Source organism: Salinispira sp., from assembly GCF_059431795.1.
In genome coordinates, this window is sequence record NZ_JBXWXS010000013.1 from 1 (window position 1) to 26,294 (window position 26,294).

General features: G+C 48.8%; 23 protein-coding genes. 22 read left to right on the forward strand and 1 reads right to left on the reverse strand.

Translation table 11 applies throughout. The features are described 5' to 3' along the window. Positions 1–597: 597 nt before the first annotated feature. The 8 genes from tnpA (at position 598) to AC52PS_RS03715 (ending at position 10,390) form a co-directional block, all read left to right on the forward strand. Positions 598–921, forward strand: a complete 324-nt coding sequence (tnpA, locus tag AC52PS_RS03680) for an IS66 family insertion sequence element accessory protein TnpA (protein WP_495561686.1) — start codon at positions 598–600, stop codon at positions 919–921. Beyond that, positions 918–1,265 (forward strand): IS66 family insertion sequence element accessory protein TnpB, encoded by a 348-nt coding sequence (gene tnpB / locus AC52PS_RS03685; RefSeq protein WP_495561687.1) that lies wholly within the window; start codon positions 918–920, stop codon positions 1,263–1,265. Before tnpA ends, tnpB begins: the two co-directional genes overlap by 4 nt. A gap of 50 nt (positions 1,266–1,315) precedes the next feature. After that, entirely contained in the window at positions 1,316–2,839 is a 1,524-nt protein-coding gene (tnpC, locus tag AC52PS_RS03690; RefSeq protein ID WP_495561688.1) for an IS66 family transposase, read from the forward strand. A gap of 457 nt (positions 2,840–3,296) precedes the next feature. Continuing rightward, positions 3,297–4,826 carry a type 2 periplasmic-binding domain-containing protein gene (locus AC52PS_RS03695; protein WP_495561689.1) on the forward strand — a complete coding sequence of 510 codons (1,530 nt, stop codon included), beginning with the start codon at positions 3,297–3,299 and terminating at the stop codon, positions 4,824–4,826. Continuing rightward, positions 4,823–5,968, forward strand: coding sequence for an efflux RND transporter periplasmic adaptor subunit (locus AC52PS_RS03700; RefSeq protein ID WP_495561690.1), 1,146 nt, complete (start codon positions 4,823–4,825; stop codon positions 5,966–5,968). Before AC52PS_RS03695 ends, AC52PS_RS03700 begins: the two co-directional genes overlap by 4 nt. Before the next feature lie 67 nt (positions 5,969–6,035). Continuing rightward, positions 6,036–8,828, forward strand: a complete 2,793-nt coding sequence (locus tag AC52PS_RS03705; RefSeq protein WP_495561691.1) for an FtsX-like permease family protein — start codon at positions 6,036–6,038, stop codon at positions 8,826–8,828. Then, positions 8,829–9,488 (forward strand): ABC transporter ATP-binding protein, encoded by a 660-nt coding sequence (locus AC52PS_RS03710; protein ID WP_495561692.1) that lies wholly within the window; start codon positions 8,829–8,831, stop codon positions 9,486–9,488. Beyond that, positions 9,485–10,390, forward strand: coding sequence for an ABC transporter ATP-binding protein (locus AC52PS_RS03715; protein WP_495561693.1), 906 nt, complete (start codon positions 9,485–9,487; stop codon positions 10,388–10,390). The genes AC52PS_RS03710 and AC52PS_RS03715 overlap by 4 nt, the downstream gene beginning before the upstream one ends. Positions 10,391–10,478: 88 nt before the next feature. Here the strand turns inward: AC52PS_RS03715 and AC52PS_RS03720 are convergent, their stop codons facing one another. Next, positions 10,479–11,918, reverse strand: coding sequence for a TolC family protein (locus tag AC52PS_RS03720; RefSeq protein ID WP_495561694.1), 1,440 nt, complete (start codon positions 11,916–11,918; stop codon positions 10,479–10,481). Between the two features lie 272 nt (positions 11,919–12,190). Between AC52PS_RS03720 and AC52PS_RS03725 the strand changes: the two genes are divergently transcribed. From AC52PS_RS03725 to AC52PS_RS03790, 14 genes are all read left to right on the forward strand, one after another. Next, positions 12,191–13,216 carry a hypothetical protein gene (locus AC52PS_RS03725; protein ID WP_495561695.1) on the forward strand — a complete coding sequence of 342 codons (1,026 nt, stop codon included), beginning with the start codon at positions 12,191–12,193 and terminating at the stop codon, positions 13,214–13,216. A 165-nt stretch (positions 13,217–13,381) separates the two neighbouring features. Continuing rightward, positions 13,382–13,861 carry a chemotaxis protein CheW gene (locus tag AC52PS_RS03730; RefSeq protein ID WP_495561696.1) on the forward strand — a complete coding sequence of 160 codons (480 nt, stop codon included), beginning with the start codon at positions 13,382–13,384 and terminating at the stop codon, positions 13,859–13,861. Between the two features lie 188 nt (positions 13,862–14,049). Then, a complete protein-coding gene (locus AC52PS_RS03735; protein ID WP_495561697.1) occupies positions 14,050–15,096 on the forward strand; it encodes a DegT/DnrJ/EryC1/StrS family aminotransferase in 1,047 nt (348 codons plus the stop codon). A gap of 97 nt (positions 15,097–15,193) precedes the next feature. Then, positions 15,194–16,069 carry an NAD(+)/NADH kinase gene (locus tag AC52PS_RS03740; protein ID WP_495561698.1) on the forward strand — a complete coding sequence of 292 codons (876 nt, stop codon included), beginning with the start codon at positions 15,194–15,196 and terminating at the stop codon, positions 16,067–16,069. 13 nt (positions 16,070–16,082) lie between these two features. After that, a complete protein-coding gene (recN, locus tag AC52PS_RS03745) occupies positions 16,083–17,786 on the forward strand; it encodes a DNA repair protein RecN (protein WP_495561699.1) in 1,704 nt (567 codons plus the stop codon). Between the two features lie 33 nt (positions 17,787–17,819). Continuing rightward, the gene (locus tag AC52PS_RS03750; RefSeq protein WP_495561700.1) at positions 17,820–18,614 is read left to right on the forward strand and encodes a TP0443 family flagellar-associated protein; all 795 of its coding nucleotides are present in this window, start codon (positions 17,820–17,822) and stop codon (positions 18,612–18,614) included. A 67-nt stretch (positions 18,615–18,681) separates the two neighbouring features. Next, positions 18,682–19,884, forward strand: coding sequence for a hypothetical protein (locus tag AC52PS_RS03755; RefSeq protein WP_495561701.1), 1,203 nt, complete (start codon positions 18,682–18,684; stop codon positions 19,882–19,884). Between the two features lie 131 nt (positions 19,885–20,015). Beyond that, positions 20,016–20,831, forward strand: a complete 816-nt coding sequence (locus AC52PS_RS03760) for a hypothetical protein (protein ID WP_495561702.1) — start codon at positions 20,016–20,018, stop codon at positions 20,829–20,831. Further along, positions 20,791–21,696 (forward strand): class I SAM-dependent methyltransferase, encoded by a 906-nt coding sequence (locus AC52PS_RS03765; RefSeq protein ID WP_495561703.1) that lies wholly within the window; start codon positions 20,791–20,793, stop codon positions 21,694–21,696. Before AC52PS_RS03760 ends, AC52PS_RS03765 begins: the two co-directional genes overlap by 41 nt. Before the next feature lie 58 nt (positions 21,697–21,754). Then, on the forward strand, positions 21,755–22,546 hold the full coding sequence (locus AC52PS_RS03770; protein ID WP_495561704.1) for a DUF4912 domain-containing protein: 792 nt from the start codon (positions 21,755–21,757) through the stop codon (positions 22,544–22,546). A gap of 60 nt (positions 22,547–22,606) precedes the next feature. Further along, a complete protein-coding gene (locus AC52PS_RS03775) occupies positions 22,607–24,250 on the forward strand; it encodes a glycoside hydrolase family 57 protein (protein WP_495561705.1) in 1,644 nt (547 codons plus the stop codon). Between the two features lie 322 nt (positions 24,251–24,572). Then, on the forward strand, positions 24,573–25,013 hold the full coding sequence (gene mraZ / locus AC52PS_RS03780) for a division/cell wall cluster transcriptional repressor MraZ (RefSeq protein ID WP_495561706.1): 441 nt from the start codon (positions 24,573–24,575) through the stop codon (positions 25,011–25,013). 12 nt (positions 25,014–25,025) lie between these two features. After that, the gene (rsmH, locus tag AC52PS_RS03785; protein ID WP_495561707.1) at positions 25,026–25,976 is read left to right on the forward strand and encodes a 16S rRNA (cytosine(1402)-N(4))-methyltransferase RsmH; all 951 of its coding nucleotides are present in this window, start codon (positions 25,026–25,028) and stop codon (positions 25,974–25,976) included. Continuing rightward, on the forward strand, positions 25,973–26,251 hold the full coding sequence (locus tag AC52PS_RS03790) for a hypothetical protein (RefSeq protein WP_495561708.1): 279 nt from the start codon (positions 25,973–25,975) through the stop codon (positions 26,249–26,251). The genes rsmH and AC52PS_RS03790 overlap by 4 nt, the downstream gene beginning before the upstream one ends. Positions 26,252–26,294 lie beyond the last annotated feature (43 nt).

Here is a 26,294-nt window from a genome sequence, read left to right on the forward strand (position 1 = left end):
CCGGCCAACTGCGTGACATCGGAATATATTTTTATGGTTCCTGATTGTTTTTTATTTCTACTATCCGCTGTGGGTTTTTCCAGTGGCACACCCCCCCCACGATATCGCAAGCCCGGCCAGCTGCAGCTCAGCTAAATATAGTTATCGACTTCCCTGGAGCCTTTGGATTTCGAACTACTCCCAGGGTTGTCTACAGGGGTGTTCCAGTGGAACACCCCCCCTCGATATAGCAAAGCCGGCCAGCTGCAGCACAGCGAAATATAGTCATCGAGTTCCCGGGATCCTTTGGATTTCATAATCCTCACAGGGTTGTCTACAGGGGTGTTCCACTGGAGCACCCCATGCAGAGAAGCTATGAGGTTTACGAAATTATGGTTTCCCGGAAATTTTATGAAACACGATTCGCTGCAGTAATTGTGGCCTGTGAATGTTGACTAGACGAAGCGCGGAGAATGATATCGGGTTTGGATTGATTCAAGACATTCTTATTGATAGCAATTCTACCTATTCGCCTGGATCAGTGTAACCGTCAAAGTAACCCCACCTGCCTGAATTATACAGGCTGAAATACAATAGCCTCCAGTCGGAGGTATGTGTATGCAAAAGTATAGCCGAGAAGTGCGTCTGCAGCATCTTGAAGCCTGGAAACAGCAGGGGATTAGCGGAAGCGAATATTGTAATCTTCACGGAATCAGACCAACTACCTTTTACAGCTGGATTAAGATAGAGAAGAAATTGGCATCACAGGATGCCGGAAAACTCCCGGGATTTGTGGGCATACATCCGGATACAGATTCTCAACCACAGATGATGCAGTCAGAGATTGTCATCCGCAAAGGTGCGATCAGTATTTCTGTTCCAGGAGGAGCATCTCAGAAACAGATTGCCAATATCCTATCTGCTCTGGGGGCATCAGAGTGATAATCGATCTTTCAACGGTTTCGTTTTATATCCGCCCGGGGTACACGGATATGCGCAAAGCGATTAACGGGTTATCCATGATCGTCAGCGAACAGATGGAAGCCTCGCCAATAGACGGAAACATCTATCTGTTTTGTAACCGACAGCGGAGAATATTAAAGGCACTCTATTGGGATCGCAACGGCTTTTGTCTTTGGCAAAAACGTCTTGAGAAGCATAAGTTCCCCTGGCCGCAGAATGATCAGGCTGCCCGTTCCATCAGCTATAAAGAACTGGAAATGCTTCTTGAAGGAATCGATTTCTGGCATGCCCACCAACGCTTATCATATTCATCAGTGAAATAATTACTGAGTAAGAATTTACTCTCTTTGAAAGCCATGCTAGAATTCTATTCATGGATATTGCAACGCTTCCGACAGATGTTCAGCAATATATTGAAAACCTCAACAGAACATGGGAAGCGAAGTATTCAGCCCTGGAAGAGGAGCACAAGCTGCTTCTGTTGCAAAAATTCGGACGCACCAGTGAGAAGGGATCTGATTCCACCCAACCGTTGCCTTTCGATGAGATGGACAGCGGCGATGCTGATGAACTGATAGATGAAGATGAACCCTCACAAATGTCAGTTCGCTCTCATACCCGCAAGAAGACCGGTCGCAAGGCAATTGATGAGTCTGTTCATCGGGAAGAAGTCATCATCGATATCAGCGAAGAAGATAAATCCTGTGCCTGTGGCAGTCAGCTGGTAAAAATCGGTGAAGAAATATCAGAAAAACTTCATGTGATTCCCCCAAAGATGTGGGTGGAACGGATCATTCGGCCCAAATATGCCTGCCATGTATGCGAAGGATCCGGTGATGAAGATAAACCTGCCATCCGGATTGCACCGGTACAGCCGGCAATTATTGATAAAAGCATTGTTACCCCCGCACTTCTTGCCTTTTTAATCGTAAACAAGTTTGTGGATCATCTGCCCTACTACCGGCAGGAGAGCCGGTTTGAGCGTATTGGCATCCATATTTCCCGGCAGAACATGAGTCATTGGCAGAATTCAGCATATAAACGGATCAAACCGCTTATTAGGCTGCTCAAAAAACACATAAAGACCGGACAGGTCATGCACATGGACGAGACGACTGTTCAGGTGATGAAAGAAGAAGGCAGAGATAATACATCCAAATCTTATATGTGGCTTGCCCGCGGCGGTCCACCGGACAAACCTGCATATGTGTATCAGTACCGCCAGACTCGGGCTGCCAAACATATTCATGAGTTTCTCGATGGATTCAAAGGATATCTCCAGACCGATGGATACTCAGGTTATTCAAGTGCCCTGAAAAATCATCCTGATGTTCTACATGTCAGCTGCTTTGCCCATGCAAGACGGAAATTCCTTGAGGCAGCCAAGGCTGCAAAGAAGGCGGGAAGTGCAAACCAGGCGGTCAGCTTCATCGCAAAACTTTATAAAATTGAAAATGATCTTCGGGGAAAAGAGCTGACAGACGAAGAGTTCTTGTTGCAACGAAAAGCAGCCATAGAGCCTATCTTGTCGAAATTCTTAAGCTGGCTGCAAAAGCGGAAAGAACAGGTTGTTCCTTCAGTGTTATTAGGCAAGGCAATCTCATACACTCTGAATGAATGGTCAAAATTAATTCGCTACATTGAATCACCACAGCTCACACCTGACAATAACATCAGTGAACGAGCGATCAGGCCATTTGTACTGGGCAGGAAAAACTGGTTGTTTAACGGGAGTCCCGCCGGAGCAGAAAGCTCCAGCGCAATGTATTCACTCATTGAAACGGCAAAAGCGAACGGTATTGAGCCTCACAGTTATTTACTCAAGCTGTTCGAAAAGGCTCCTCTGGCTGAATCGGAAAGTGACTGGGCGTCGCTGTTACCCTGGAACATTACATAGGGCTTTGACGCTTACCATGCATCCAGGGGAACCTCAAGCGAAACGGCGAAGTCGTTTTGCGGAATTGAGCGGACTTCGAAGAAGGCCTGGAGACGGCTTTTTTATACTTGCATCCAATCGAAACTGAAAAATACCTTCAAACTGTCTGCATTTCTTCGCAAAAATACAGCATCCAGCTGCTTGTTGCGGAGAAAGCTCGGCTACTGTATTCCGCTGCAATACACAGTAAGTGCCGAGTTAAAATTGAGTAGTGAGTCAAGGATGGCCGACGGCTGCGGTCATTTATATTTGGATATTGAGTCAATCACAAAAGAGTCCCTTGATTTCACCGTTGAAGCGGATAATTACCCAAGTACATTACGCTGATGTTTTTCCGGGTGGGGAAATAATAATCTTTGAAAGCAGTGGACACAATAAGGTTTTCTGATATTATTGTTTTTGATACTTGGAGGAATGAATGAAGTTTTCATATTTTTTACGTATGCTGCTGCTTTTAATGGGAATTACCGTATTCTTTTATAGTTGCAGTGAAAACGACGATCCTTTCGCGGCTCTAGAGCGGCAAGTCAGTACGGGAAGCCGGGAAAAAGCGGTAATTCAACTCTATTTCCCAGGTAAATCTACTCCAAGTTTAGAGGAACTTTTCCGGACTATTGAAAAAGAATCCCAAAGAGACCTCAACCTTGAATTGGAAGTGAACTTTCTTCCCTTCAGCAGCTACATTGACAACATCCAGCAATTATTGGAAGAGGAAACCGAAATAGATGGTTTTTTCTATTATCCTCAGCTTCGATTCAGCGGCTTTGATATTCAAAATCTTGCCAGGGAGAAACAGGTGATGGATATCTCCGGGATCTTCTCTCAGAACGCTCCGGCCCTTACCGGATCAATGGAATCTGAATTGTTGAGAGCCCATGGGGCCGGCGGTGAGGGGCGGGGGATGTATCTCATACCGGGATATTTGCCCGTTGCGCCTAAATTGACTGTCCTGGTTCGAGAAGATTTTGTGAACAAATTCGATATACGGGAAATTCGCGATTTTAACGATCTGGAACAGCTGTTGGAGAATATTGTGAACTCCGACACCGAAGTTTTCCCTTTGGCGTTGAATGCCAACCCTGTTCAGCTTTTTGCCCGAAGTTCAGGTTATGAGATTTTGAATTCGGGAATGGAACTGGTATACCGCGGTGATGATCCAGAAGCCGAGATAATGACTTGGGAGAGTACTCCTGAATACGCTCAGGGGGTACGGCGAGTCAATAGCTGGATGGATAAGGGATATTTAAACCGCCAATCGATTTATTTAGATCCATACATGATTATTTCATCCGGCCGTTGGGCAGTGATCACCAGCGAGCGGGGTAATGATCTGTTTCTCAATTCCTACGTGCGATCGGATGACTCCGAGTACGACTATATTCCTTTTACCCTTTTCCCCGATATTCCCGGCCAGAGAATGGATGACCTGGGCAGCGGGATGGCCGTAAGTGCCAACTCTCCGCATCCTGAACGGGTAATTCAATTTTTCGACTGGTTTCACCGGGAACAATCAAATCAGGATTTAATTATGTATGGTGTGAAAGGGGAGCATTACCGCCTCCGCGGGGAGAGGATTAGTTATACTTCGGAAGTAAATGGGGCCGGACTTGATTTTCCTGGACGCAATGTATTTGCCAACCTTCATTTTCTTCGGGAAGCCGAGTATATGGCTGAAGGAAGTTTGGCTTCATATCGGGAATATGTGGAAACAGAAAGCTTTTTTCCGAGGCTTTTCGGTTTTCAACCCGATTATGTCTCTACCAACGATCTTTTTAGAAACCGATTTTTAGCTTTTGATAACAGTCCCATGGAAAAACTAAAGACCGGTGTTTTTCGAGAAAAAGATATCGCCGAATATCGGGAATTTATGGTTGATCGGGGGATGTCGCGCCTGACCACCGCCCTCCAAAAGCAGGTAGATGCCTGGCAGCAGGAGTCGATTAAGTGAAGTATGGGAGAAAGACCGGGATTCTCATAGTGACGTCAGTCTTTTTTCTCAGCTCATGTTTTTTCCTTCCCCGTGAGGAGGATGTACTTCCACCGCCGTTGATTGAGCCAGAGTCCGCCCAATATCAAACAGTTGAAGTACGGCGGGATAATTTAATCCAACGGGTGGATGTGGTGGGAAATCTGATATCCACCAGCAGGGCGGAATTGAGTTTCAATGAACGGGGCGGATATCTTGAAACCTTGAATGTACGCATTGGGGATCAGGTGCGTCGTGGGCAGGTTTTAGCAGAGCTAGACAGTGATCAATTGCGAAGTGACATACGCCAGGCGGAAATGAAAAGTGAACTTTACCGCCGTCAGATTGACAATCTTGAAGCAAGAATAGAGTTGGAGACCCGAATGGAGGAAATTCTGCTTCAGGAGTTGGTATCAAACTATGAACTTCACAGCCGTGTCGGGGATTTGCCCGAACGTGATCTTTTGGCTATTGAGCGGGATATTGAAAAACAGCGGCTTTCCATGGATCTAAAAATGAATCAGCAAGATGAGGCCCGACTCTCTATTACCCATTCTCTAGAACTGAACCAACTTCGTCTGGGGGATTTGCGACGTCAGCTTGAGGCTACACAGCTGCGTGCCCCAATTGGAGGAGCCGTGGTGTTTCTGGACAGTTCAGAGGTCGGGCGCTATATCAGAGCCCAGGAACCATTTATCAGAATTTCCAGCCCTGAGGATCTTTTGGTTCAGTATACGGGCAGGGAATTCCAGCGTTTTTCCCGGGGAATGAAAGTTCTTGTGCAATTGGCCGCAGAAGAATACACCGGAAGGGTTGTGAGCACCCCCCAGGATTTCCCCGGCGAGGAGTATCAGGCAAATCGGGAAACCGTACGGATTCGGGTGGATGACCTGCCTTCCGGACTGGATGAAGGCAGTGCAGCTGATATCTCAGGTATAATAGCAACCCGGGAGAATGTGCTGATTCTCCCAAAGGCAGTGATTCAACGCTTTCAGGCAAGGCGGTATGTTCGGATTCTGGAGGATGGTATTATTCGGGAACAGGATGTAAGTCTGGGCATAGAATCCGATCGGTTTTATGAGATAACTGGCGGGCTGAAAGAAGGCCAAACGGTACTGTTTTGATGGTGCTTACCGATTTTCCTTGGGTGTGGAATCCTTGGGCCCCATGTGTATCCGAGGATATTCTTTCATGTTGACATCGATAATCAAAAAACTTTTGCGGAAACCTCTTTCGGCTCTGCCCTTGCTGGCGGGGTTTATTGTAACCACCTCGCTTGCGGCAAGTATTCCTATATTCTCTGCAGGTACTCTCCTGGATGTACTCCTCAGCGATCTTGGCCAGATGCAAATTGATGAAGGTGTATACCCCGGTAATTATATAATCGATGCGGATTTGCGTTTTGGGGTGAAACCTGATGAAAGACTGGAGACTTTCGAAATTATCGACTCTAATATTAGTAAGGGACTTGCTGCTGACATCCCTCTGGAAATTCTTTCTTCATTGAGGGAGATTAACTCCCGGGAACTGTCATTTTCCCGCCCGGACCTGGGTGGCGGTCAAGAACGCTGGAAACAGCTTGTGACCATTTCTAATGTTGAGAATCATGTTGAGATTCTGTACGGCCGTATGGCAAAAGATTGGGAGCCTGGGAATATCCTGGAACTGATGGTGACAGAAGCCTCACTATTGCAGGATAATCTGCTCATCGATCAGAATTATACCCTGGCTATTCCCGGAATGAACTCCGATGTAGTTGTCCGGGTTGTGGGAGTCTTCGGTCCTTCAGATATCCGTGATCCCTATTGGTTTCGGGGTATGGAGCATTTGAGCCGGAAGTTTCTTATTACCCAGGAAAGCTTTTATGAACTGTTTTTCAATGGTGAAGGTGCGAATATATCCCGGGCTTATTGGGCTCACTCATATGAATATCAGGGTTTGGAAACTGGAATGGTCATGCCAATACTTTCAACCCTTGAGTCCCACCGCCGATTGGCTTCCCGGTTCAATTCTCTGCTGGGACTGGAATTTCTGGGAGAGCGCGCCCTTGAGCGATACCAGCTGCGCCGAACCCGCTTCAATCTATTCCTGGCTATGCTGATACTTCCGGTACTCATACTCCTGGCTCTCTATATTCTCATGATTTCCCGTCTTATTATTGATGGTGAGCGGCATGAGATTTCAATGCTGCAGAGCCGGGGTGCGGGGCAGGGCACAATAGTGGGCAGATACGCTCTTGAATACGGAATATTAGCAGGGATTGCCGTCATTCTTGGGCCATTTTTGGGGTTGATGATTTGCCGGATGCTGGGGTCAAGCACCGGGTTCATGGAATTCGTGAATCGAAGATTGGTCGATTTTACCCTTTCTGCCGGCGGCTTTCTTTTCAGTGCAGCCGGGGGACTATTGTTGATGATTCTTGTTCTTATTCCGGTGCACGGTGCCGCCCGCACAAGTATAGTGCAACTGCAGACTGCAAAGGTTCCGGGTAAACAATCGTGGGCTTCCCAACGCTGGTTTTTGGAAATCGGAATAATTGCTGCATCACTCTATGGCCTTGATCGTTATCGGCGGCGGATTCAGGACATAAGCGGGAGAGGTGAATTGGGAAATCTGGTTCAGAATATCGATCCCCTTCTGTTTCTAATGTCCACGGCGTTTATTTTGGGGGTGGGGCTATTGTTCCTGCGGCTATATCCCTCCCTTATTCGGGGGCTTTTCCTGGCTGGAAAGAGGAGATGGTCTCCCGCCATGCATTTTGCTCTTTTGAATGCCGGGCGACCGGACAGCCGAAGCCGCTTTGTCATGATATTTCTCATTTTTTCCATATCAACCGGGTTATATAGTGCGATTTCCGCCAGAATCATTAACCGGAATTTGGCAGATGATATCAGCTACCGTATCGGTGCCGATTTACGTATCATGCCCCGGTGGATAGATCATCATGCGGGAGCGGAAAATCCATGGGCCGATCCTTTGGAGCTGCTGTCCCGGCCAAGGTATCAGGAGCCGCCCAGAGATGAATACCGGCTCCTTCCCGGTGTCCAGGATATTACAGCGGTATATCTCGATGACAGCGGACAAATCGATGTTTCCGGACAATGGCAGGATAATGTACAGGTTATGGGCGTGGTTCCTGATGAACTCGGCAGGATTGGTTGGTTTCGGGGAGATTTGCTGCCGGTACACTGGTATAACTATTTGAATTTGTTAGCCCGGGATCCTAAAGCAGTGCTTATATCCGGAGATTTGGCAGATGAGTTTTCTCCGGGTGAGGCTGTTACCTTCCGCTTCGCCGACGGATTTGAGGTCCAGGGTTCGCTGTATGCTTTTGTAAGCCATTGGCCGGGTTGGGACAGCCGTGAAGGATCGCTGGTGGTGGCAAACCTGGACTTTCTCCAAACCGACGGGGGGCTGACCCCCTATGAATTCTGGCTACAACGTGAAGATGAAGCAGCAGATACGGAGCTGTACGCCGCTATCGATGATCGAGGTCTGGAGATTCAGCAGATTCAAAATCGTTCACAACAACTGATCCGATTGAAAAATGATGCCCTTGTTCAGGGAATCAATGGTGCGTTAACCCTGAGTTTTCTCCTGAGCATGCTCCTCTGTTTCAGCGGCTTTCTGCTTCATTTGCTGCTGTCCATAACCGAACGGCGTCTTCAATTCGGAGTGATTCGCGCCATGGGACTCAGCGAGCACCAGGTAGCTCTGATTCCTGCTGTTGAGATGGCGTTAATGCTTTTCTTAACTCTGCTGGCAGGGGTCGCAGCAGGTGGGCTGTCGGGAGCGTTATTCGGTCCTTTGCTGGAGATTCTTGCCGGTTCCAGCGCAATACCTTTTGCGGTGGTAGCCGACCAGACGGATTTTATTCGAATTTACCTTCTCGGAGGATCGCTGGCTGTAAGCGGCTATGTAATGCTGCGGGTTCTTATCAGGAAACTGAATGTCAGCCAGTCGTTGAAGCTGGGGGAGGGCTGAATGATCGAGGTAAGAGATCTTTGCCGAAGCTTCAAAAGCGGGGTTGATGTAATACCTGTTCTTGAAAATCTTTCCTTCACGATTCCTGATGCGGCACTGACGGTGCTGGAAGGACCAAGTGGATCGGGAAAAACCACGCTCATCAATCTGCTTGGTGGGTTGGATCGCCCAGACAGCGGCAGCATCCTTTTCGATGAAGATGATATTTGCCAAATGAATGAAGCCCGGCGGGATCAGCTTCGGCGTGAAAAGATCGGCTTTGTATTTCAGTCTGTGGCGCTTCTGCCGGGACTCAGTGCAGCAGAAAACGTAGATTTTGCCCTGAGAATTGCAGGTGTAGATTCCGGGGAAAGGGAAAAAAGAAGCCGGCACTATCTGGAGCTGGTAGGCCTCGCCAAGCGGCAACGGCATTTTCCCGCCCAGATGTCCGGGGGCGAACAGCAGCGTGTGGCGATTGCCCGTGCTGTTGCCCATCATCCCCAGCTGATTATCGCAGATGAACCAACCGCAGAACTGGATTCTCACACCGGGCTGCAGATCATTAAACTCTTCAGCGATCTGGTGAAACACGAAGGACATACGGTTATTATGGCTACCCATGATCCGCGCATGACAGAGGTGGCAGACTGTCTCATTAATCTCGGGGAGGTACATGGGTGAACCTGGAAACCAATGAGCTGATCATCCAGTGTGAAAATCTGGTGAAGATCTACAGCAGCAAAGATACCGAGGTAATGGCGCTCCAGGGGCTCGATCTTGAAATATCCCGGGGAGAGATTTGTGCAGTTATTGGAAACAGCGGGAGCGGGAAGAGCACCCTGCTGAATATGATCGGAGGCTTGGACAGTCCCAGTGCCGGCAGCATAATTATCGATGGAAAAAATCTGGCAGCACTCAATGAAAAAGCACTGGCGCAATACCGTCGCAGCAGTGTGGGGTTTGTCTGGCAGAATAATGCCAGAAATTTGCTCCCCTACTTATCGGCTTTGGAGAATGTGGAGCTGGCACAGCTGATCGGCGGCGGGAGGAAGGACAGGAAATTTGCCCGCTATTTGCTGGATGCAGTGGGGTTGGGGCATCGGGAACATAACCGTCTTTCCCAGCTTTCCGGGGGAGAGCAGCAACGAACCGCCATTGCCATTGCACTCGCAAATAAACCTTCGCTTCTTCTCGCTGACGAGCCCACCGGCTCTGTGGACCGGCAAAGTATGCATCAGATTATGGATCTATTTGAAAAGGTGAACCGTGAGCTTGATGTGAGTATCCTGATCGTTACCCACGACATGATGCTTACTAAACTGGTAAACCGGGTGGTGGCCATCCGAGACGGAAAGGCCAGCAGCGAGTTCATCCGGAGAAAGGAGTTTCTGAAGGAATTACAGCATATCTCTTCGGATGAACTGATGGAATGGGAGAGTCATGAAGAGCTCGTGATGCTGGACCGGGCAGGCAGGCTGCAGCTTCCTGAAGATTACCTCAAACAACTTGGGGGGCGGCACTCTCTGTCAATGGAACGGGAAGGAAAGCGCATTATCCTGTACCCGCCCATAGATGAGGTATAATTATGCCGTCGGCTGTACGTTTCCCAGCTTCCGGAAAAGCTTTCTTACGCAGAACCTCTGTGCGTGCCCCGGGCACTTAAGAGATCCTCTATTTCCCCGTCTCTGAGCCGCTGCTGTCCAGGATTCCCTCCAGATTGCCGTTTATCGCGTATTCCAGATCCAAAAGAGCGGTGAGGTAATTGTATTTCTCATATAGAATTGAATATTCAGCCTGATATAGTTCATCTTGAGCCTGCTCAACCTCCGACAAATCCACGCTCCCAAGTCTGAAAGCCTGAGTATTCAGCTCATAGCTGCGAAGAGCCAGTTGGTGGTTGACCTTGTATGCTTCAATACCTGCTTTTGCGTTCTCCAGTCGCCGTACCAGATTTTCAATTTCTATTCCCGATCGATCGACTGCCAGGGCACGGGACAAACGAAGACTGGAGATGGCATCTTCCATCTCTCTGATTCTCAAGTCTGTGGATGAACCGGGTATGAAGCCGTCCAGGGGAATTGAAATATCTGCGCTCAGGCTGAGGTTATCGGTGAACTGTTCCCAGCTTTCCGCCTGGAGGGGCTTATCGTTCACCCCGGTTCGCCAGCTCAAACCCAGATTGATGGTGGGACTCTTTTCAAACAGAGTTGTCACAGTTTTCTGATTTTCCATAGAAAGAATTTGCTGATCGATGTTTCGAATATCAAAGCGTTGATGTGCAAAGCGCTGGATTAATTGCTCGGCCTGAAGATCGTAAATTTCTACCTGTATATCTCCCTGGAGTATGATTTCCTGCTCCCGGGGTACGGCCAAAAGAGATTTAAACTCAGCCATGGTGTTGGCCAGCTCAGCTTTTTTAGCCATAAGCAAAGGTCTTGCATTTTCAAGGCTTACCCGGCTGGAAAGCAATGAAAGCTCAGTCACCAACCCATTCTCATAGTTAACCCTGTTTTGTTCGTAGCGGTCCTGAAGGTTTTCAAGATTCTGAATATCCAGTTCAAGCCCGGCCTGTAACACCCTGATAAACCAGAACTGCTTCCGTACCTGTATCTCCATCTCCTTTCTCGCTCGTTCCAAAGAAAGCAGACCAGACTGAAAATCAAGTACGGTTTGACGAAACTGCCGGATAATGCCGAAGTTTATGGGCAGGTTCATTCGTATTCCCGCGTTCACTGCGCTGGTTGGTTGAAGTTCACTTTCATAGCTTGAAGAAATGACCCGGTCGTACACTCCGGATCCGGGAGACAACTCTGAGTCGGGGTCGGCCATGAGGCTTGAGCCGGAAATTGTGGAGTTTCCGAACAAGTTGCGGTCGTGCGCCGCTCCTATGCTTGCATTAACCTCCGGGAGAATTGCGTTCCATCGGTTATTCATTGTACGTTTGTGAGTTCCCAGTTCGATTTCTTCAATCGCTAAATTGATATTGTTTTCCAGCGCTAACTGCACAGCCTGCTCCACATCAACACGTATCGGTTCCGGGCTTTCATCGGCGGCGGCTGGAAGGGGTGCCGTTACAAGGAGAATTGCCACATATACACATCCGTTTTTCATATTGCCTCTGTTTACTCTCTTATTTTCGCCTGATGTATCCAGAGCTCATTCTTTGCGGAAATACAAAGATCGAGCTTGATTGCTTAGCTATCCCCCGGTATCGATTTTTACGCCTGGGGAGTTTCAGGTAATGTGTTTTTGAATCATAGGAAAAGATCTTCATGAGGACAAGATCCTGAAACGAACTCACGAAGGTAATTGTGAAGGGTCAACGATGGTTTTCTGGAATCTGTGCACTATATTTCTACCAAGACCACCGTTGGAGGTGACAAATGAAACACGCCTTAGTATTTCTTGTCGTTTTAGTAATTGCTTTTCCCGCATTTTCCCAGAATGTGGATATTTCAGAGCTCGAAAATCAGTTTGAGAGTTTCAGTGCAGATATCGCTCCGGCGCTGCCCTCTGCGGCAGTGATGGGTACTACCTGGTCCGATGCATATATCGGGAAGGTATTTCCCTCAATGCCGCCGCATCTTGGTGCAGGCGCCTTCGTGGGAGCAGCGCTCTTTCCGCTGGATGCTTTCGAATCTCTTCTTTCTGTTGTAGATTCATCTGCGGCACTCCCGTCTCAGATAACGGATCTGGGGTCGGTTCCTCTACCTGCCTTCGGAGCTTCGGTGCGCATTGGAGGCGTCTTCCTGCCCTTTGATGTGGGGGTGAAGTATGCAGCTCTGCCTGCCCAGTATAGCGCTATTAATAATGCAGCACTGGATTACAGTCTGGTGGGCGCAGATATCCGCTATGCCTTATTAAAGGGCGGGGCGGTAAAACCCAAGGTTTCTGTCGGACTCGGATTCAGCCGCCTGAGCAGTTCCATATCAATGCAGAATATTTTGGAAGGGGATTATGTAATTCTTGATAACACCGGCACCGGAGACCAACTGGTTCTTACAAACCCCGATTTTCAGGCCGGCTGGACCTCAACTGTGCTGGATGCCACAGTTCAGGTGAGCAAATCTCTGTTAATTTTTACTCCTTATGCGGGTGCTGGACTTTCATATGCTAATTCTGATATTTCCGGGGGTATCAGCACTTCTGTTGAGGATGAAAGCGGTACCGAACTTAGCCAAGAACAGATCGACAGCATGATTGAAAGCTACGAATCATTCACAGGTGAATCAGTGCCCCAGGTGGATGTGAACGGGTTTATTACTTCCCTGGCTCAAAAAGGCTTTTCACCCAGAGTGTATTTGGGAACAAGCATCAATATTCTCATTCTCCGCCTGGATGTGAATGCATCGTATAATTTCAGCAGCAGTAATTTTGCTGCGGAACTGGGGCTTCGCTTCCAACTGTAGCCTGCAAAACGGTATTTCCGCCTCTGCTCCAGCGCCTTTGCAGGCAGGGGCGGGTACCGGTTGTCCCCATACCTTTTTGGAATCACAGTGAGAACTTCATATGAAAGCAATTGAATTTTTACCCTTTCTGGCTTATTCTTGGTATGAGTAATCGCGGAGGTTCAGATGGCAGATAACAGTTTACAACTGGTTACATTTCAACTTGGGAATGAACTCTATGGAATAGACATAATGGATGTCGAAGCTATTGTGCAAGTTGAAGAGGTGCGCGAGATACCTAATTCCCCGAATTATGTGGAGGGTATTTTTAACCTCCGCGGCGAGATTATTCCGGTAATTAACCTACATACCCGTTTCCATCTGTCCAAACCTGAAATGACGGAAGAAGATGAGCTGCTCAGTGGTTTCATTATTATCAACATTGATGAAATGCAGATTGCGGTAATCATCGACAAGGTGAGCAGGGTCATCACCATCGATCTGGATGAAATCCAACCTCCTCCTCAAATGCTCAGCGGGATAGGCGCTGAGTACATCCAGGGCGTGGTAAACAAGCAGGATGGGTATTTAATTATTCTTGATATCCGCCGGCTCTTTAATGTTCGCGAACTTCAAGCTTTAGAGCAGATGGGTGTGTATAAGTAAAGAGCCTCTACATTCAGACCGGTAAAAAAAATTTCGTGACCGAACAGATCCGTGGCAGATCTGTGAGAGCGGCCGGTAACGGCCAAATTTTTGTGCAATCTGGTGTTTTCCCAGAAAATCGTATACAATGCATCCTTCCCGATGCCGGATCCCGGCTGAGGTATTTCTCATTACATTACGAGGTATATATGGCAATCCCGGTGTTTCGGCCGTCGATAAAACGAAAAGATATGGATGCGGTGTTGACGTGTCTGGTTTCCGATCAGTTGGGACCTGGCTCTTATGGAGAAGGTCTGGTACACGATCTGTTGGAACGGATCGATGGGGATGCAGGGGTGCTTCTTAGGGAGCGGCTGCGAGGCATTGAACTGGGTTTTAAAACACTCGAGCTTGCCCCGGGTGACCGGGTTGCCCTCTCGCCCCTATGCGATATCGGCTATTATTTTGTTGCCCTTCGAATGGGCTTGGAGCCGGTTCTTGTTGATGTTCAGGAGTCCGGGCCGGTGTTGGATCCTCAGGAACTTGAACGTGTTCACCGGGAGAACGGTCTCTCCGCACTGGTACTGGATCATCCCCTGGGCTTTTCTCCGGCTATGGACGCTATTTCCGAGTTAAAAATCCCGGTGTTCCAGGACGCTTCGAATATTCTGAGTTCCCGGAACGACGTTTCCTGCATCGGTGATTGTATTTTAGTCAGCATGGAGCCTGAGAATTTGATTACCAGCGGTGGTGGTATATTCCTGGCATCCAAAAATAGAAAGCGGAGCAAACTCCTCAATTCGGCGGTGGAAGAGTTTCCCCAGGATATTTATCTCCCGGACATGAATGCAGCTCTGGGTGGTATGCAGGTTAAGGAACTGAAATCGTTTATACATTCACGGGAAGAACTGAAAGATGTGGTGGTTCAGCAGGCAATGCAGGGCCGGCACAGGGTTCTTTCCAGCGAGGACCAGATTGTGCCGTCGTTCCTTGCACTTTTTCTTCACAGCCCAATGCAGGATGTGATTCAGTATGCTGTGAAGAAACAGGTGGAGCTCAGGCCGGCCTTTGAAAAGTCGATTATTACTTCGCTTCTGCGAGATTTTGATTCCGGGAGTGAGGAGGGCAGCTCCCCGGCTGAGCTGTATCCACAATCTTCCGCATATTCTCTGCGCACGGTGGTGCTCCCCCTCTACCCCAGTCTTTCACGAAAAGAGCTGGATATCATGCTAAAGGTGGTGAAAACTCTCCCATGAAGCCAAAGTTTTCCCGTCTGCCGAAATTAATTGCTCCACGGCGAAGCTTTACATTAAAAATTCGAGTAGGTATAGTAGATTTAACGAGACGGGATATATGACGAGAACACATCTGGATACAATTGAAGAAGTTCTGATTATTGCAAATTATCAGAAGCCTGAAGCTAAACCCCTCGCCCGGAGCATCCAGATTTTTCTGGAGGAGAAAGGTATCCGGTCCGAGGTTTTCGGTTTTTCCGGGAAGGCGGATTTGGTTTGCGAACGGAATTACGATCTTGCCATCACCCTCGGGGGAGATGGAACCGTCCTCTTTGCATCCCGGGTTTTGGCGCCTCTGAATATTCCTATTCTTCCTGTCAACTTGGGCAATTTCGGCTTTATTACAGAGGTTTCCAAGGATGACTGGCAGAAAGATCTGTCCAGAGTGCTGCGCGGGGAAGTAAATCTTGGCAGTAGAATGATGCTTTCATTTACGCTGATAAAATCCGCCGCCGGAAGTTCAAGTGAGGAAATTCGTGGACGGGCCATGAATGATGTGGTTATCTCCGGATCGGGAATTTCGAAACTGGTAAACCTCATGGTGCACCTGGATGAATCGGAACATATTGAGTACAAGGCGGATGGAATTATATTCAGTACATCCACCGGATCCACCGCCTATTCTGCTGCTGCTGGTGGGCCCATACTCCACCCTGAGATGAATGCCATTATCCTAAATCCTATTTGTCCGTTTACCCTTTCCCATAGACCTCTCGTTCTGCCCTCCGAATCGAACCTGAGAGTTGAGATATCCGGAGAACAGCGTACGGAACTCATACTCACTGTTGACGGACAGGTGAGCTATTCTTTGAAATCGGGGGACGAACTGTTTATTAGTCAGGCATCCAATGCCGCCCGCATCTTGTATTCGGGAAGCAGAAGTTTTTACGAGGTGCTCCGTGCAAAATTGAGCTGGACCGGTGGTCCGGAGTAACAGGATATTTTATATGCTGGAAAATTTACACATTGAAAATTATGCATTGATCGAGCGGCTGGAATTGGACTTTTCCCGGGGTATGAACACCCTTACCGGGGAAACGGGTGCGGGAAAGAGCATACTTGCCGGGGCATTGAATGTGCTTCTGGGCGGTAAAGCCACAACGGGGGCCATTCGTAAAGGCGCCGAACAGGCGGTGGTAAGCGGAAGCTTTTTCCTGCCCGATTCCGGGGAAGCTGCAGCCGCCTGCCGGGACTGGCTGGATGAGCGGGGTATAGAATTCGACGAAGACCGGGTTGTTCTCCGACGGGTTCTCAAAAGTACCGGAAAGGGCAATTCATTTATCCAGGGGAGCATTGTTCCCCGCCAGCAGCTTGCAGAGTTCACATCCATACTAATAGATATGCACGGCCAACATGAACATCAGAGCCTCTTTAATATTCAGCATCACCGGAGATTTATCGATTCCTACAGCGGCAGCAACGAATTGCGTGACAGCGTTCAGCGGGATTTTCTCTTTCTCAACGAAAAAAAAGAAGAGCTGGAAAGCCTGCTGAATGATGAAAAAGACCGGCAGGAAGAGATTGATTATCTGAATTATGCCATGAAAGATATTCAGGAGCTGGATCCTCAGCCGGATGAAGATACCGAGCTGGACAAGGAGCGGCAAAAACTTCAGCAGTACGAGCAGTTGTTTGCCAATGTTGAGAAAGCCTATGACGCACTTCATGACGGGGAAGTGTCGGCATTCGGTCTGCTTTACAGTGGAATGTCCTCCCTTTCTGCCGCTGCCGGGATCGATCCTCAGTTGAAGGAAAATGCGGATCGCATTGAGTCCCTCTACTATGAGTTGGAGGATGTGGTGGCCCAGGTCAGCGGCTATAAGGACGATCTGAATTATGACCCACAACGCCTTGAGTTTATTGAGGAGCGGCTGGCAGAGCTTTCCCGGGTTAAGCGCAAGCACGGTCCCCGACTGAGCGATGTACGCGATTTCTTTGAACAAGCCCAATCCAAGGTTCAACAGCTTGAGAATGCCGATGATTACAGTCAACGCCTTGAAAAGGAAATACGGGAACTTGAGCAGGCTCTCATAGAGAAAGCGAAGCGGCTTTCCTCTGCACGGAAAGAGGGGGGAAAGAAACTGGAAGAACAGGTTCAGCAGAGTCTCCAGGCCTTGAGTATGAAGAAAGCCCGTTTTCGGGTAAGTGTTACCCAGAAAATGTCAGACCGGGGTATTCCTGTATGCGGAGCTACCGGAATTGACCGGGTGGAATTTCTTTTATCAGCCAACGAGGGCGAATCTTTGAAACCCCTCCGAAGCATAGCATCGGGAGGGGAGCTGAGCAGGGTTATGCTTGCCATTAAGACGGCGCTGGCGGAAAGCGACGATATTCCCACTCTGGTGTTCGATGAAATAGACAGCGGTATTGGCGGAGAGGTGGGGAGAGCTTTAGGCGAGCATCTGCGAAACCTTTCCCGGCAAAAGCAAATTCTTTGCATTACCCATCTTGCCTCAATCGCTTCCCATGCCGATGCTCATATTAAGGTGATAAAGACAGAGCAGAACGGGCGCACTATTACGTCAGCCGAACTTATTCAGGCTGATGCCCGGGTGGAGGAAGTTGCCCGTATGCTCTCCGGAGATAGCCGGACCCGAGCAAGTCTGGAGCATGCCCGTCAGCTACTGGCAAGTGCTTCAAAAATCCGGTGAAAGACCCTATACTAAGGGTAGTGCGGAGGATGTATGGGAAAAGTCAATGCTGAGGCCAAAAAGACCTATGCCGAGAAGGTGAAGGTATACAAACAGCAAATAGAGCAGATACTTCAACGGGAAAAAAGCCTTCTCGCCGTTGTCGATAAGAGCGATACTCCTCAGGCATATAAACTTATTACTCTTTGTGAAGACCGGCTGAATCTTGCCGCCCACTATCTTCTTCTCAATCGTATCTCCCTTTCCATGCTGGGAATTAAAAATGAAGCATTTCTTAACGATGCCCGCAAGAGCTGTTACGAAAGCATCATCCATCTTGAACGGATCGTCAGCGGCATCGTGGACGCCCCATTTAGCGATCTGGAGGAAAACTGGGCTCTCATAGATGAGCTTACCGACAGAAAACGCTACGAGATACTCATGAAGCTGGGGTTTACCATAGATTCGGTAATTGAAGGTTTCGGCGAAAACACTAAGTGGAAATGGTCTTTTGTCGATCTGAACGGCCGCTATGCTGCGGTTTTCAAAAACATGATCAATTTTAAGACCATCGTTGCAGGTCTGGATCCCCGAATGGACGATTACCAGATCAGATACAAGCTTCTTGAACAGGCGAAGGCTCAGCTGGTTAAATCAGCGGACGAATTCCGGCTTAAATATGAGCTCTCCACCAGCCGGATAGACGATTTCAAAACCGCCATCAAGTTTCTATCTGCGCTCCGAAGAATTCACCTGGTGATTGGTGAAAGCGAGGATGCCGAAGATGTCAAACGAAAGATGGAACTCTGGAAGCAGAAGATGGAAGACGATGACCGGAAACATGCCTAAAAAAGCCCGGCAGCTTTCCCCATCAATCCGAACAGGCAGCTGAATTTCGAAGGAAGACAAGTTTTTCATGAGCTATATACGGATATTTCTGATCATCGCAGTGGCTTCAATTCTGTTTCTCCCCATGTTTTTTGCCCCTGCACCGTTGGTTGAAGAACCTCTTTTAGTGCCTCTGTGGAGTAAAACGTTATCCGGCGATCTACGGGGAATGAACGGCGGCGGGCATGGAGGAGGACAAGCGGTTGATGGGGACGCACAGTGGGTGCCTCTTTTTCAAAACGATAATCTCCTGTATGTAAGTACCGACGGTGATCGGGGAATTTATGAGGATGCTTCTTTTTATCTGGAATATGACTCCCGACGCTATTTTAATACCGGTCAGTATCACAATACCCTGGTAGCCAGATCACCGGAGGGCAGTATCGACGGGGTTGTTGAAAGCAACTGGTTTCCGGTTCTCAGCATGGAGGGGATGCTGCTGATTTCCCCCGATGGGTTCGCCCTAACGCGCCTGGATGAGCAGATGAACCCGCTCTACACCCGCGAATGGGCTTCCTTAATAGTCAAAGCCCGGGTCCTGCCGGCGGAGGAAGGGACATATACCGTTGTGGGACTTCTGGATGGCCGGATTATTGTTCTTGATGAATCTGGTGAAAATCTGTTCAGCAGGGTTCTCAAGGAAAATTCCCGGTATCCGGTAATCTACAATTTTGAACCACTGAGCCCAGCGGGCTCAGCGCTTGAGTTGGTTGTTATTGCGGGCTATGCGCCTCTTTACCTATACAGAATTTCACTGATTCCGGATGATGATGGAAATCTTTTCGCCGGGGAAATCCTTCACACAGCTCTTCCCTTTCAGATTGATTCTCCTGTCCCCATATTTATCAGCAGAGAGGAATATGAGACCTTTCATGTTTCCTCAGATGCCCGCTCATATGGGGTGACATATGATCGTGAATCCCGGATTCTCTCAAAGCCCGTTGAACATGATGCTCCTGGGGTATTGACCGAATACTGGCAAAATACGCCTCCGGCTGGAGATGAGAAATCAACCCCGGCTGGAGATGATAAATCAGCAATGAAATATCCCGATTCGGAGATTTTTGTGTATCGCCGGAATGGCAGCACCACTCTTGAGCTTTATGGTGCAGACGATCATCTGTGGTTTCAAAGCATCCGGAGCATCCCCTACAGTATCAATTATGCCGGGACCAGGCTGATCCAGCGTATTGATTCCAGAGTAATTGGGTACGAACTGGAGGAAGGGTGATGTCTTCGGGTACCGGATTTCCCCGTACGGGCAGATGGAATGTAAACGTGAGAACCTGGTTTTTGTTGCTTACCGCCGGATGCAGCATGTTCTGTCTCAGTTCTTTCCGGTGGCCGGCAGATGTGGAGGTAGTGACGGAATTTGCCAGTACTCAAAGTCCTCTCACCTCAGGTCGCCCGGCACCGTTTCTTGCGCTGAATACGGCAGAGGGCTTTTCCCGCAGTAGTGACTCTCCAATAGTATTCCAGGGAAAACTGCCCAACGGGCTGGGCCATATACAGGCTCATGCTGACCGGCAGGGATATGTGCACGTATATGGAAATCTCAATGAAGAGGAACTGGATCCGGATTCCCCCCGATTGCCCACGCTGTTCATGAACAACTGGAGTGAGCTGAGAAAGCCGCTGATTTATCTGATTATTGATAACCGGCGGCGGCAGGTGATCAATCCCGAAATCTTTATGCCCAACCCGGAGGGCAATGCCCCTCCATCGTTACGCCGACTTATTTTTCAGCCAGCCGATTCACCGAACAATGCCGTGGAGTCGGCCAACGCAGAACAATCCGGTAACGCAGGGCAGTCGGCCAACACAGAGCAGTCGGCAATAGAATTGTGGTCCTGGTATCGAAGAGCTGACATTCCCAACGGGGAGTATCTTCTGAGTCTGGATATTGCTGACGGCAGGTTTGAATGGAATGATGTGAGCCGTCTATTTTCCGTCAGGTTGTACGTGAACGGACAGCTTCAGTATATTAAGGGGAACTCTTACTTCGTGGAAGATGATGGGGGGATTAAGTTATCCCCCGGTGAGTCAGGGGATGCCCGGTCGATATCCATTTCCCTTCGGCCGGGAAAAAATATCATTGAAGTGTATTTGGAAGATGCAAAGGGGTTATCACAGGCATATGAGTTTACCATCGATGGCGGAGCTCCTGGGGCTCAATAAAAACAGCTATAAGACCTTCAGTACCGTACCTGCAGCGGATGAAAAGTATTCAACAGTGAGTTGCCCGGTCTGCAGCAATACACATGTGGAACCCCATTGGGATTGCGGAACCCACCTGTTCTCACGCTGCAGGCTGTGTTCTCACATTTATCAGAACCCGATGCCCGATCCTGATCATTTACTTAACCGCTATGATGAGGAGTACAAGGAGTATGAAATTGAGAACGGGCAGATATTTTTTAATCTCATGCGCTATGGCCTTCGGGATGCTGGAATATTCTCCCTGGAACGTGAACTCTTCTCATCGGGGGGATCTGCTCCCAGTGCGTTGGATGTGGGATGTGCAACCGGGGTACTGGTAAAATATCTGAAGGAGCGGGGGTGGCAGGCCGAAGGGTTGGAGGTGTGTGTTCCGGCTGCGGATTACGGAATCCGACACCGGGGGGTTGAGATTCATACCCAAACCCTTGAACAGGCCCGACTTCCCGCAGATAAATATGATTTGGTGCATTTTTCCCACGTAATCGAACATCTGTTTGATATTAATACCTTCCTTGCCGAAATAGGGCGAATTACCCGTCCCGGAGGGCATGTGGTGATCACCACTCCGAATACCAGAAGCTTCCAGGCTCGGCTGATGGGAGCTCACTGGCGTTCAGCCATTGCAGATCATACTCATCTCTTTAACTTGAAGGAACTTCGCACCCTCTTGCAGCGCCATGGCTTCCAGCCTCTTCGCTGGAAGACCTGGGGCGGGGTACCCGCGGGTATGGCACCTTCCTGGATCAAGAAAAGTGTAGATAGAATCGCGCGTATTACAGGTTATGGAGATGTTGTAATGGTAATGGGGCGCCGGGTATCTTGACACAATTCGCCGATTTTCCTAGGATGCCCATTAGTTTCCTAAATGGAACCAGGGGTATATGACTAGAGAACGGATATCGAATTTAAGTAATGGTGATCTTTTCAAACTTGCAGAGACGTTTTCCATGGACGTACTGGATGATCTGCAACTGAATGAAGAGAATACGGATCAGCTCAGCAACCTACAGCGCCAGGAGCTGGAAGAGCAGATTTACGAAGTCCTCGAAGAAGTGCGTCAGGAGCAGCGTCAGGGCGACGCTCATCCTGTACAATATCATCAAAAACACTTTCTCAGCATTGAAGAGTTCTTTGGGCGAAAGATTGAAGACGAAAGCAGTTACTTCCAGTTTCCGGATCAATACAATGTGACACGAATTATGCTCATGCTCCGGGACCCGGAATGGGCGTATACCTACTGGGATATATCCAATCAGGACAGATCCCGAATTGTGCAGCGCACTGATTTTCGCTTTTTTGTCATCATACTTGCTGAAATACAGGATGAATATTCCACCGGTCCTTCCGGAGACACCCAGCTGGTGGAACCGGTTCAGATGGAAATACCCGTGAAACTTTCTGATAATAACTGGTATATTAACCTTCCCAGAAAACACACCTCCTATATGGTTGAGTTGGCTGCGGAATATGTCGAGAACCGTGAGGTACTGGCTTCCTCCGGAGTTATCAGGGTTCCGGGCGGCAGCTTCAGCGCGAATTTGGAAAACATCAGCAGTCGTGAAACAGAAGTGCTCCTGGCCATGTCCGGAATTGAGGATTTGGGCGTCAGTTCCTATGAGGGGGCACCCCGAAAAATCGTAGAGGTTCTGGAAAGCAGCGGGACCGATAATTGATCTGCAGCAGCGGTGCACGCAGGGAGTATTCCACAGCCTGCACATCAGGAGTTTAAAAATATGGGAAATATACAGTTATTACTCCATGCTCATCTTCCGTTTATCCGTCATCCGGAGCATGAAAGCTTTTTGGAAGAAACATGGCTGTTCGAAGCAATTTCCGAGTCGTATACACCTCTGCTGCTCATGCTTGACCGTCTCGATGCGGATGGTGTTGTCCCCGGAATAACCATCAGTTTTTCTCCCAGCCTTACCGCCATGCTTGAAGATGAATTGCTCCAAAAGCGATATGTGGGATATCTGAAAAAACTGATCGAGCTGGGTGAAAAAGAAGTTGAGCGAACCCGGAAAGAAGAAGAGTTCTCCCGGCTTGCCGCCATGTATCTTGAGATTTACCGGCGAAACCTGGATGTTTTTGAGAATCAGGTCCACCATAATATTCTCAACGGTTTTGATTACCATCAGAAGAAGGGGAATATTGAGATTATCACCAGTCCGGGCACATATCCGTTCCTACCGTTTTACGAGCAGTATCCCGCGAACATCCATGCCCATCTTGAAGCAGCCCTGGATAGTCATCAGAAGATTTTTAATAAGGCATCACGGGGAATATGGCTTCCCGAGTGCGGATATTATCCCGGTCTTGAGAAACATTTGAGAGAACACGGCATAGAATATTTTTATACCGCCGCTCATGGAATTCTGTTTGCCGATAATTGTCCCAAATCGGGTACCTATGCACCGGTTGAAACTCCCGGCGGTCTGTATGCCTTCCCCCGGGACATATCTTCGGTGAATCGGGTCTGGTCCGACATAGACGGCTATCCGGGTGAATTCGCGTACCGGGACTTCTACCGGGATATCGGGCACGATCTGGATTTCGAGTACATTAAGCCTTATATCCATCTGGAAGAAATCCGGGTGAACACCGGGTACAAGTATTATGCGATTACCGGAGAAACAGATCATAAGCTGCCCTATAATCCGGAAGAAGCACAGGAAAAGGTGAGTGAGCACGCGGAGAATTTTATCTTTACACTGGAGAACCGTGTCCGGAAAGTTTCCGGTCTCATGGACCAGGAGCCGGTGATCACCACACCGTTTTCAGCCGAGCTGTTCGGTCACTGGTGGTTCGAAGGCGTGGCTTGGCTGGAAGAGGTTATTCGGGGTATTCAGTCCCCAGCCTGCACGGATTTACACATGGGCACCCCTTCCGCATATATCGATACCAACCCGAAGCAGCAGAAGCTGAGTCCTGTGTTCTCCAGCTGGGGCAACAAGGGCTATGCGGAAGTTTGGCTGAGCGGACCCAATGACTGGATTTATCGCCATCTCCATTCGGCCATTGAGCATATGCAGGAACTGGTTGAACGATTTCCGGAAGTCACAGGTTTAAAGCGGAGAGCATTGAACCAGGCGGCTAGAGAGGTTCTCCTGGCACAGACCATCGACTGGTCGGTAATTATGCGCTCAGGGGTTTCCGAGGAGTACGCACAGGCGCGCATTCGGGAACACATCGGGAATTTTTATTATATATACGAAGCACTGGGGCAGGGCAATCTGGGAACCGAATGGCTGACAACAATTGAACGTAAGAATAATATTTTTCCGGATATTGACTACCTTACCTTCGCTGCGCGGCTGGAACGGGATAATGGTCGTTTGGGGCATCCCTATGTTGTCACTGACCGTGTTGTGAAATAATGTTTTCAGGTTTCTTCTTTCCAACCATATTGCACTATCCCATCTCCTGACCATGTTAGCATACCATTGAAAAAGGCTGTCCGCTACGTTCTGCGGACAGCCTTTTGTATTTTAAACACCCTGGAAATGCTTGTTCCGGATTTTCCAAAATCTGCACTGCGCCGGCGAGAGAAAGGTACTCAACGGATAATGAGCGTTCCTGTGGGTGAATTTTGCATGAAATGGAAATTTTCTGTCTACTTCCTTGACATATGAATTTATTGTCGTAGTATAAAAGAAGTGGTAATTTGTGGGAGAAATAGGTAAAAAGTGGGAGAGTTAGGTGCTTACGGGGGAATATAGAAACAGTCTTGATGAAAAAGGACGCCTCCTGATACCCGCAAAACTCCGAAGCGGAATTCCTGGAAACTCGCTGGTTATCACCAGAGGTGTGGATCGCTGTCTTTGGCTGTTCAGCCCGGAAGAGTGGAGAAATCTTTCCGCCAGTCTTATGGAAGCGGCCAGTCCATTCCAAAAGCGGGCCAGATTGCTCCAGCGGAGGATTATCGCTCCCGCTCAAGAAATTGAGCTGGATAAGGCGGGGCGTTTGAATATTCCTCCCACCCTTGCAGAATCTGCAGGGTTGAAGCGGGAGTGTATGGTACTGGGCATTGAGAAATATCTTGAAATATGGGATATGGAGGAGTATCAGCGGTATTTTGAAGACACTGAGGAAGAATTCAGGGAGGCTGCCGAAGAACTGGGAGGGTTCGTCTCCTTCTGAAAAGGGGTAATCATGGACATTCAGCATACTTCGGTTCTGGCGGATGAGGTGGTCGAATATCTTGCGCCGGCGCGGAAGAACGGAATATTTATTGATTGCACCCTGGGAGAAGGCGGGCATTCGGAGCGTATTCTTGAATCCTTTTCCGGGATCACATTGGTTGGTATCGATACAGATGCGGCAATTCAGGCAAAGGCGAAACGCAGGCTTGAACCCTATAAGGATCGAACCACGTTTTACAACGGATTTTTCGATGAGTTTTTCCGGGATTATCCCCTGGAAGAACCTGCACACCGGATTCTCTTCGATCTCGGAATCTCCATATTCCATTACAACGAAAGCGGCCGGGGGTTTTCTTTCCACCGGGATGAACCGCTGGATATGCGGCTTAATCCCCAAAGGGGCCGGTCGGTACAGGAAATTCTTGAGCGTATTTCGGAAGATGAACTGCGCCAGCTTCTCTATGATTTCGGAGAGGAACGCTACGGCCGGCGAATTGCAGCTGCTATTATCCGGGCCCGCAATGAGTCTCCAATTGGATCTTCGCTGCAGCTTGCGGGAATAATTGAGACATCGGTGCCTGCTGCGTATCGCTACGGAAAAATCCATGCCGCCACCAGAAGCTTTCAGGCTCTACGGATTTATGCAAATGCCGAGCTTGAGAGGATTGAACCGGCAATGAAAGATGCATTCCGGCATCTGGAGCCCGGCGGCCGTATGGGGATTATCAGTTTTCACAGTCTGGAGGACCGGATTGTGAAGCATCGGATGAAAGAGTGGGCAAAGTCCTGTATTTGTCCCCCGGAAGTGCCGATGTGTGAATGTGGGGGGAAACCCCTTGTTCGTCTGCCTGTGCGTAAGGGAGTAACCGCGGGCGAACAGGAGGTAAAACAGAACCCCCCGTCCCGGAGCGCCCGATTGCGGGTTCTTGAGAAACTCCGGGATTCAAGGCATGATGCATGAGTTCACGGCTGTTGAAACTGTTTTTAGGGCTGCTTATTATTGCGGTGCCTCTGTTGATGTTCGCCAATGTATGGTTTTCCCACCAATACTTTGCTCTGGAAAACCGGGTTGAGGCATTGAAGGAAGTTCAAGAGGAAACCATAGAACGAAATAAACGGTTGATTACCGGTATATCCATTCTGCGGTCCCCGGGGCGTATTATTACCCAGGCCCGGAAGCTGGGAATGGAGATGTCCGGAAAAGATCAACTTACGGTTATAGATGAAGATCTCTGATGTTTCCGGCGCACCATGGAGCCGGTGGCTCAGGGGTTTCCTT